The organism is Rickettsiales endosymbiont of Peranema trichophorum (assembly GCF_004210275.1).
GTDB lineage: Bacteria > Pseudomonadota > Alphaproteobacteria > Rickettsiales > Midichloriaceae > RICK02.
Genome location: NZ_SCFA01000018.1, coordinates 1 through 8,285, shown reverse-complemented (window position 1 = coordinate 8,285; position 8,285 = coordinate 1). Strand labels below are relative to the sequence as shown.

Genomic DNA, 8,285 nt, shown 5'->3' with positions numbered 1-8,285 from the left:
CAGCCTAATAGTCCAAATACAGCAATTCATGGATGTGGGAATGGGTGTTGGTATAGTGATTCACGGATTAGCAAGCCTGATGATTGGTGAGTCAATTATAGGCAATACCACCATACCGAAACAACTAGTGGCTCCTATTATTGGTGCACTTATTTACCAACAAATTCAAGGTGCAGCATTATCTTTTGGCCTCGCCCCATCAGATTTAAAATTTTTTACTGGAAGCATAGTTTTGATTGTGCTTGCAATGCAAAAAGGAGCCAAGAATGTTAGCTGATAAATTCATTCTACCGGAATGTAAAGTCTATATGTGCGGCCATTCTTTGGGTCCAAGCACTAAGGCAACTGCAGCAGCAGTCAATACAGTCTTGCAGGACTTCGCATTACATGGAGTTAGCAGTTGGAATAAAAGTGGTTGGATTGATTTGCCATTTATATTAGGCGAAAAAATAGCTGAGCTTGTTGGGGCAAATCCTGATGAGGTTGTTGTGTGCGATTCTACAGTTGTCAATCTTTTTAAAGTTTTAAAAGCGGCTATGAGTTTGCAAAGTAGAGGTAATATTATTCTTACTACTAACAATAATTTCCCAGCTGATTTGTATATTGCGGAAGGCATAGCCGAGGTTAAATATGTGAGGGATAATGAGCTGTATCAAAATATAGATGATACTGTTGCTGTACTTATGCTCACTCACGTTAATTATAGAGATTCTAGTGTGCTAGCAATGAAAGATATTAATGAATATGCACATCAACATGGTATTCTGACGGTATGGGATTTGTCGCACAGCATAGGAATAGTACCGCTAAATTTAGAAAATAGCAGTGTAGATTTCGCAGTAGGTTGCACATATAAATATCTAAGTGGAGGTCCTGGAAGCCCAGCATTTATATATGCCAATAGAAAACACCATGTGCTGATGCAAAGTGCAATTCAAGGATGGATGGGGCATGATCGACCACTTGCTTTTGAGAGTGAGTATGCATCCTCCGGTGTACGAAAATTTATAAGCGGAACTCCAGCCATATTAAGTATGAAAGCCTTAGAAGCTGCTTTGGAAGTATTTGATAAGGAAGTAATAGATAAGGCTTATTCTATCACCAAAAAATACAGTATTATCTTAATCAAATCTATGAAGGATTTTGGCATGGAGGTCTATGCTCCGCAAAACAGAGGTGGGCATGTTGCTTTCACCCATAAGCATGGATACGCATTCTCACGTGCACTTATAGATGCAGGATTTATCTGCGATTACCGCGCGCCAGATCTAGTACGGTTATGTGTGAATCCGCTGTATATTTCGCTGGACGACATAGAAGCTTGTATTGAGCAAATGCGATTCATTATGGAAAATGCTTGGTATTTAAAGTCAGAATATAATCAGATGCAGAAGGTGACATGATCAAAAAATTGCTAAATTTAGAAAATTTAACCCAAACAGAAGCTTATGAACTATTCGCTGAATTTGACCAATATACTCAAGAAAAGCAAGCTTCTATTCTTGCATTACTCAGAGCTAAAAATGAAACAACTGAGGAAATATTGGGCGCATTGCAATATTTTGGCCAGTACTCAACAAATATAATGCATGATTTTGAAGTGGTAGATATTGTTGGTACTGGAGGGGATGGTGTTGGTACGTTCAATATTTCAACAGCTGCAAGCATTGTGATTGCAAGTGGTGGAGTTTTTGTTGCAAAGCATGGTGGCAGGAGCGCAACCAGCAAATCCGGAAGTCAGGATGTTATAGAGGCACTTGGTATACAAATACCAAAAACAGCAGAAGAAGTCCTCCAATATTTGCGCGAAATAAATTATGCGTACCTATGGGCACCATTGTTTAATGAGGCAATCAAAAAATATGGATCATTACGGCAAAAACTTGGCTTTCCTACCATCTTCAATATATTGGGCCCGCTACTTAGTCCTATGCACACAAAAAGAGGTGTCATAGGTGTATACCGTAGAGATTTAATGCAGAAAGTGGCAGAAGTGTTAATAACACAAGGCGTTAATCACGCCTTAGTTGTGCATTCAGATGATGGATTAGATGAAATCAGCATCAGCAGTAATACTCATGTAATTGAGATTAAAGGTATATCTACAAAAGAATATGACCTCAATCCTGATGATTTTGGTGTTTCTAAAGCACCACTTTCTGACGTAAGAGGGGGGAATGCTCTTGAGAACGCAACCATTATTTGTGACATACTATCTGGCGCAATTAATGGTCCTAAATTAGATATAGTACTTCTAAATGCTGCAGCCGGCCTATATGTTTCTGGAAAATCCACCAGTATCGCAGATGGTATATTGCTAGCTAAGGACGCCCTAAAACAAGGCAAAGCTACTAGGTTATTAAATAAAATTAAAGGTTCAATATGAATGTAAATTTTTTAGAAAAAATTAGATCGCATGTCGAAAGAAGGGTTGAGGTAATCCCTGATAGCCTCATGGAAATGGCGAAGGCAAATACACTGGATTTCTGCAAGATATTCACTACACCTTCGAAACCTGTCATTATTAGCGAGATAAAATTTGCCAGTCCTTCTCAGGGTCAAATATATCAAGGTCAGTTAAACCACGTTGATATTGCCTCAAGTTATATTACTGCAGGTGCTGTAGCTCTTTCAGTGTTAGCTGAGCCTGATTACTTCAAAGGTAATATAGATTTCATTAAAGATATCAGAGCCGTGTGCCCTGAATCGCATATATTACTCAAAGATTTTGTTCTAAGCAAAAAACAGATCGTACGTGGGGCTTTGTATGGCGCTAATGCAGTATTGCTTATTGTAGCCTTCTTGAATAAAGATTTATTAAAAGAGCTTTATGACTATTCTCTACATTTAGGGCTTACGCCTATTATAGAAGTGCATGATGCTTTGGAATTGGAACAAGCTTTGCAGGTTTCACCTAATATTATCGGGATTAATAATCGGAATCTACAAACATTAGAAATAAGTTTGGATACTGCTCGGCACTTGATAAAGCACATTCCAGATCATTGTTATGTTATATGCGAAAGCGGTATAGACAGTGCTGTGCAAATTCAAGAAATGATGGATATTGGATTTGATGGATTTCTAATCGGCTCAATGTTGATGAGGCATGAAAATCCTGGCATGGAACTACAAAAATTGATATCTGAAGTACGTAATGAAAGCTAAAATTTGTGGAATCACTAATCTAGAAGATGCACTACTTGCTGCGAATAATGGCGCATGGGCGATTGGATTTAATTTTTATAAACATTCGCCACGTTATGTTCCGCTTAAAAAAGCGAGGGAAATTTCGTCGCAATTGCCGCGAGATATTATCAAAGTTGGTGTTCTGATCGATTATTCAAAAGAAGAAGCGTTGGATGTATCAGAGTTTCTCGACCTAGTACAAATATATCAACAAGACTCTTCATCATTTTTTGAGAAAAAACGAATCATATTAGCTTTGCAAGCCTCATCTAAAGATGAATTACCCACAAGCTCAATATTGCAACAATATGGTTTTATATTACTCGATGCCCCGAAACAGGAAGATGGGTTGCGTGGAGGCACTGGAAGGCTTGCTAATTGGGATTTGGCGAAAGAGCTTACCAGAGATTATAAGCTTATTTTAGCAGGTGGGCTAAATAACTTAAATGTTGAGACAGCCATAAAATGTGTACAGCCGTTTGCAGTCGACGTAGCAAGCGGGGTTGAAGAGCGGCCTGGAAGTAAAAGCCCAGTAGAAGTAAAGAATTTTTTAATTAGGTGTAAAAATGTCAAATAAAAAAGGATATTTCGGAGAGTATGGAGGTGCTTACGCTCCTGAAACATTAATGGCGCCACTTGCAGAATTGGAAGCTGCATATCTAAAGCTTCAACATGAAGCAACTTTTAAGCAAGAGTTACAAGATTTGCTTACTCACTTTGTAGGAAGGCCAACGCCATTATACTTTGCAAAAAGTCTAACCCAGCACCTGGGTGGTCCGCAAATATATCTAAAACGTGAGGATTTAACCCATACTGGTGCGCATAAAATCAACAATACAGTTGGCCAAGGACTACTTGCAAAACATATGGGTAAACGCAGGCTGATAGCGGAGACCGGGGCAGGGCAGCATGGAGTTGCAACAGCAACTATAGCAAGCTTACTTGGTATGGAATGTGTTGTTTATATGGGAGCTGTGGATGTCAAGCGGCAGCACCTTAATGTAGTACGCATGCAAATATTGGGAGCCCAAGTGCGAGCAGTGCATAATGGATCTAAAACCCTTAAGGATGCAACTTCTGAGGCGATGCGCGATTGGGTTACTAATATCAAAGATAGCTACTATGTTCTAGGTTCAGTACTAGGGCCTCATCCTTATCCTACAATAGTGCGAGATTTTCAAAGAATTATTGGGTTTGAAGCGAGGAAGCAAATATTAGAAATGAGTGGTAAATTGCCAGACGAATTGGTCGCGTGTGTTGGTGGAGGTAGTAATTCCATTGGCTTATTTCATCCATTTTTAGAAGATTTGCAAGTAAAAATGACCGGCATTGAAGGAGGTGGTATCAGCCCACGTCTTGGTGACCATGCTGCCAGATTTAATGGCGGCAAACCAGGTGTACTACAAGGGACGAAGAGCTATCTTTTGCAGGATAATCACGGAAATGTTAGTAATACGCATAGCGTTTCGGCAGGGCTTGATTATCCAAGTGTAGGGCCAGAACATGCTTATTTGCATGATACAGAGCGTGTTCAATACACTTATGCAACAGATCAAGAAGCATTACATGCTGCTTTTACACTGGCAAAGATGGAGGGGATTATTCCAGCATTAGAAGCCGCACATGCTATAGCTTACGCAATTAAAACAGCTCCAATTTTGCCACAAAATTACGTAATGCTCATAGGGCTCTCTGGCAGAGGAGATAAAGATGTAGAGACATTAGCAAAATATTTAGAGGATAAAAATGATAAAAGCAGCATTTGACAAACATAAATCTATATTCATTCCATTTATTATGGCTGGGCACCCTAATTTAGCAACATCTACTAAAGCTGTTATGGCTCTTGTGGGAGCTGGGGCTGATATAATAGAGCTTGGTGTGCCATTTTCTGATCCTATTGCTGATGGGCCTGTGAACCAAAGAGCTGCTGAACTTGCTATAGAAAACGGTATGAACCTTGTCGAAGTATTGGCGCAAGTAAAAGCAATAAGGGGTCTGGGTTGCACAACACCAATCATACTTTTTACTTACCTTAACCCGATCTTAGTTTGCGGTTACAATCAATTTTGTCATCAAGCTAAAGCAGCCGGGATAGACGGTGTGTTAGTTGTCGATCTGCCGCCAGAAGAAGGTGAGGATTTTTATATCACGCTTAAAGAAGCAGGACTAGAAGTTGTATTACTTGTATCCCCAACCACAGATCCTGTACGATTGCCTTTGTATGCTAAATTGCAGCCAAGTTTTATTTATTATATTTCTAGACTCTCTGTAACGGGCATCCAACAGGATTTATCCCATACTTTAGAGCGAGAAGTGAATGATTTACGTAATGTCATGCCAAATACAAAAATGGCAGTAGGATTTGGCATATCATCAATAGAACAAGCGAAATACGTGAGTCACATTGCCGATGGGGTTATTATAGGGAGTAAACTGGTTTCAACACTTGAAACCTTTGGGATAGCTGCGTTTGAAGATAAAGCAAAAGAATTTGCGGATATTATACATGGAGGTAATTTATGATAATCATTGGAGGAAGCAGTCATCCAACCTTCGCTCAGCAGATAGCAGGCAAACTTGGATATGATTGCATTATTGCAAATACCAAAAAGTTTGCAGATCGAGAGCTGAAAGTGCAAGTAAATAAGGACCTATATGGCGAGGACGTAATTATCTTACAATCTACAACTAAACCCGCAAATGATCACTTGATGGAGTTATTATTGCTAGCAGATACAGCCAGAAGGGCTGGGTGCAATAGCATTACTGCAGTTATTCCATATTTTGGTTACGGTAGGCAAGACAGGGCATCTTATGAATATGGCCCGATATCAGCAAGTTTAGTCGCAAGACTTATTGAGACTAGTGGTATTGATAAAGTGGTAACCATTGATATGCACTCGAAACAATCTGAAGGTTTTTTTAAGATTAGAGTAAAAAATCTCGATCCAACAGATTTTTTTGCTAAAGAATTCAGGCATAGTGATAATTATATAGTAATATCACCTGATGTTGGTGGTTTGGCAAGAGCTAGAGTGCTGGGTTCAAAGCTTGGAACAGATCTTGCCATAATTAACAAGACGCGCGATCCTCAGGGCAAGTGCATTATGTCCCATGTTATAGGGAATGTTACTGGAAAAAATTGTATTATTATAGATGACATAGTAGACACTGGGGGGACTTTATGCGAAGCTGCAAAGATTCTAATCCAAAGTGGCGCACATACAGTCAGTGCTTGCATTACCCATGCCGTCTTTTCCGAAAACTGCATAGATAGAATAAGCCAAGCAGGATTTGCTGAATTTTTTGTAACAGATACTGTACATCATCAAAACTTACCTTCATTTATTAATGTAATTCAAGTAAGCGAACTTATAGTTAAGGCTTTGCTGAAATGCAATAAATGATTGTTTAGAATATCCATCGCTACTCCGGTTTTTGTTCTCCAAAAATGAGAGGTTGCAGTCTACTCTCAAAGAAGTTTATCCAGAGCCTGAATTATGAGGCAAGCAAATGTATATACAACGCTTGATGAAGTCAAGAAATGGCTAACACCACCCAAAAGCCAATTTATTTTGTTCTTGGAAACCATGATTATGTAAATTCAAAAAAGCTTGTAGTGTACACTTTGACATGAGTAGGGGCATATCCGCAAATTAATTTGCGGACAGGCTCTCTTATGAGTCTGAGAGGTTTGAAAATATGCCTTGTAGTATACAAATAAAGCAGATACGATACGGCAGTATCGCAAACCCAGCACTCATTAATAACTATGCCACTGCAATTTGTTAGTCCCACCACTGTTTCCAAAAAGGAGCATAATCCGTTATCTCTATGTTAAATCTCATGGGGATTTTGCGATGTATTCAGAGGTTAGCTGCTCTAACAAATCCAGCTACAAGTAGGTATGCATCAGATGGGACTGTAGAACCTTCCGCTGAAGTGGTGCTGTGTCTTAAAGACCTCAGAGCGTCAATCAGTGCAGAGAACACAGCTTTGTTAGACCCAGAGTCGTTCCTGAGCGTTTTGGATATGATAGCTTATTCATACTCCCACAATGAAGTGCTGCAGTACTGGATATCTCTGGCACTTGAGCGTGTATATAGCTTTTCTCCAGAACATCTTATTGACATTTTACACTGTCACAGTGCCGCGCACCAGATGTATTCCGATTGGACGCTGTCTCCATTAGTGGTGCCGTGGACACAAGCCGTACTTGAAACCGGCGCACTTGATATTATGTTGCCTCAGCATCTCTTTGATGTAGCAGCTTTTTTAGATGGTCAGCTCGATACAATCCCTTCCCTTTTTATTGAGGAGTGGACCTATCTGCTAGATATGTGGCTTGATCAACTGCACCAAGTTATGCCGGGGGGATTAGAACAGCTCCTAGTGTTTGTAAGGGCATCTGGCAATGCGCCATACATTCCAGAATATTTTTCGCACCATGTTCAAGTAATGGCTGGTGCTTTTGAAAGTCATAGTGTGGAACCATCAGAAGAACACCAAGCGTCCATCAATGCTGTACCACAAGAGTACCTGGAGCAACAGGTGGAAGACTTAGCAACTGATGCAGAGTCTTTTGCTCTGCAGTTGCCACATCTTCCAATGCATGGTTGTGATCCTGGGCACTTGTAAAGTGATGTGGCCAATACAAGTTGCATAAGGAACAGCTTGAGTGTCCTGCAAATTATACCAATTTTCATTTTTAAATGATTCAAAACGGATTTTTCGAAACTCGGCTCTGCGCAGTTATTTCAATACGCTTGCGCAGCTTTATCCTCAAACCCATTTGCCTGATTTAATCTGAAATTTGGTATAAGAGCTTGTCTGCAAATATGAGGTATGTTGGTGGGTCTGGATGGTGTTGAGACAAACATCGCAGGCTCCACTTTTTCTCATTCCCGCTCCTCCTCCTTTGCCGCTCCTCTCTTCTACCATTCCACTCCTCTCCTCTACCATTCCACTCCTCTCCTCTACCATTCCGCTACTTCCTTTGTCATTCCCGCTCCCCCTTTGTCATGCCCGTGAAAACGCACTGCTGTCCGGGGAAAATTTTTTATTAAAATTAAATATTTTTTGCATTGGTATTA

General features: G+C 40.0%; 10 protein-coding genes. 9 read left to right on the top strand and 1 reads right to left on the bottom strand.

The features are described 5' to 3' along the window. The 9 genes from EDM53_RS00905 to EDM53_RS00865 all read left to right on the top strand — a co-directional run. The coding region (locus tag EDM53_RS00905; protein ID WP_207215395.1) for a hypothetical protein at positions 1-277 on the top strand (277 nt) is incomplete at its 5' end. Beyond that, entirely contained in the window at positions 267-1,403 is a 1,137-nt protein-coding gene (locus EDM53_RS00900) for an aminotransferase class V-fold PLP-dependent enzyme (protein ID WP_130121515.1), read from the top strand. The genes EDM53_RS00905 and EDM53_RS00900, both read left to right, overlap by 11 nt. Beyond that, positions 1,400-2,386: an anthranilate phosphoribosyltransferase gene (gene trpD / locus EDM53_RS00895; RefSeq protein ID WP_130121513.1), complete on the top strand. Its 987-nt coding sequence runs from the start codon at positions 1,400-1,402 to the stop codon at positions 2,384-2,386. The genes EDM53_RS00900 and trpD overlap by 4 nt, the downstream gene beginning before the upstream one ends. Next, positions 2,383-3,168: an indole-3-glycerol-phosphate synthase gene (locus tag EDM53_RS00890; RefSeq protein WP_130121511.1), complete on the top strand. Its 786-nt coding sequence runs from the start codon at positions 2,383-2,385 to the stop codon at positions 3,166-3,168. Before trpD ends, EDM53_RS00890 begins: the two co-directional genes overlap by 4 nt. Continuing rightward, a complete protein-coding gene (locus EDM53_RS00885) occupies positions 3,158-3,766 on the top strand; it encodes a phosphoribosylanthranilate isomerase (protein ID WP_207215394.1) in 609 nt (202 codons plus the stop codon). Before EDM53_RS00890 ends, EDM53_RS00885 begins: the two co-directional genes overlap by 11 nt. Further along, positions 3,756-4,955, top strand: coding sequence for a tryptophan synthase subunit beta (gene trpB / locus EDM53_RS00880; RefSeq protein ID WP_130121507.1), 1,200 nt, complete (start codon positions 3,756-3,758; stop codon positions 4,953-4,955). Before EDM53_RS00885 ends, trpB begins: the two co-directional genes overlap by 11 nt. Further along, entirely contained in the window at positions 4,936-5,715 is a 780-nt protein-coding gene (trpA, locus tag EDM53_RS00875; protein WP_130121505.1) for a tryptophan synthase subunit alpha, read from the top strand. The genes trpB and trpA overlap by 20 nt, the downstream gene beginning before the upstream one ends. Then, a complete protein-coding gene (locus tag EDM53_RS00870) occupies positions 5,712-6,599 on the top strand; it encodes a ribose-phosphate diphosphokinase (protein WP_130121503.1) in 888 nt (295 codons plus the stop codon). Before trpA ends, EDM53_RS00870 begins: the two co-directional genes overlap by 4 nt. Before the next feature lie 427 nt (positions 6,600-7,026). Then, on the top strand, positions 7,027-7,830 hold the full coding sequence (locus tag EDM53_RS00865; protein ID WP_130121501.1) for a hypothetical protein: 804 nt from the start codon (positions 7,027-7,029) through the stop codon (positions 7,828-7,830). A gap of 144 nt (positions 7,831-7,974) precedes the next feature. Here EDM53_RS00865 and EDM53_RS00860 read toward each other — a convergent pair whose 3' ends face one another. After that, positions 7,975-8,175, bottom strand: a complete 201-nt coding sequence (locus tag EDM53_RS00860; RefSeq protein ID WP_130121499.1) for a hypothetical protein — start codon at positions 8,173-8,175, stop codon at positions 7,975-7,977. Positions 8,176-8,285: the final 110 nt, after the last annotated feature.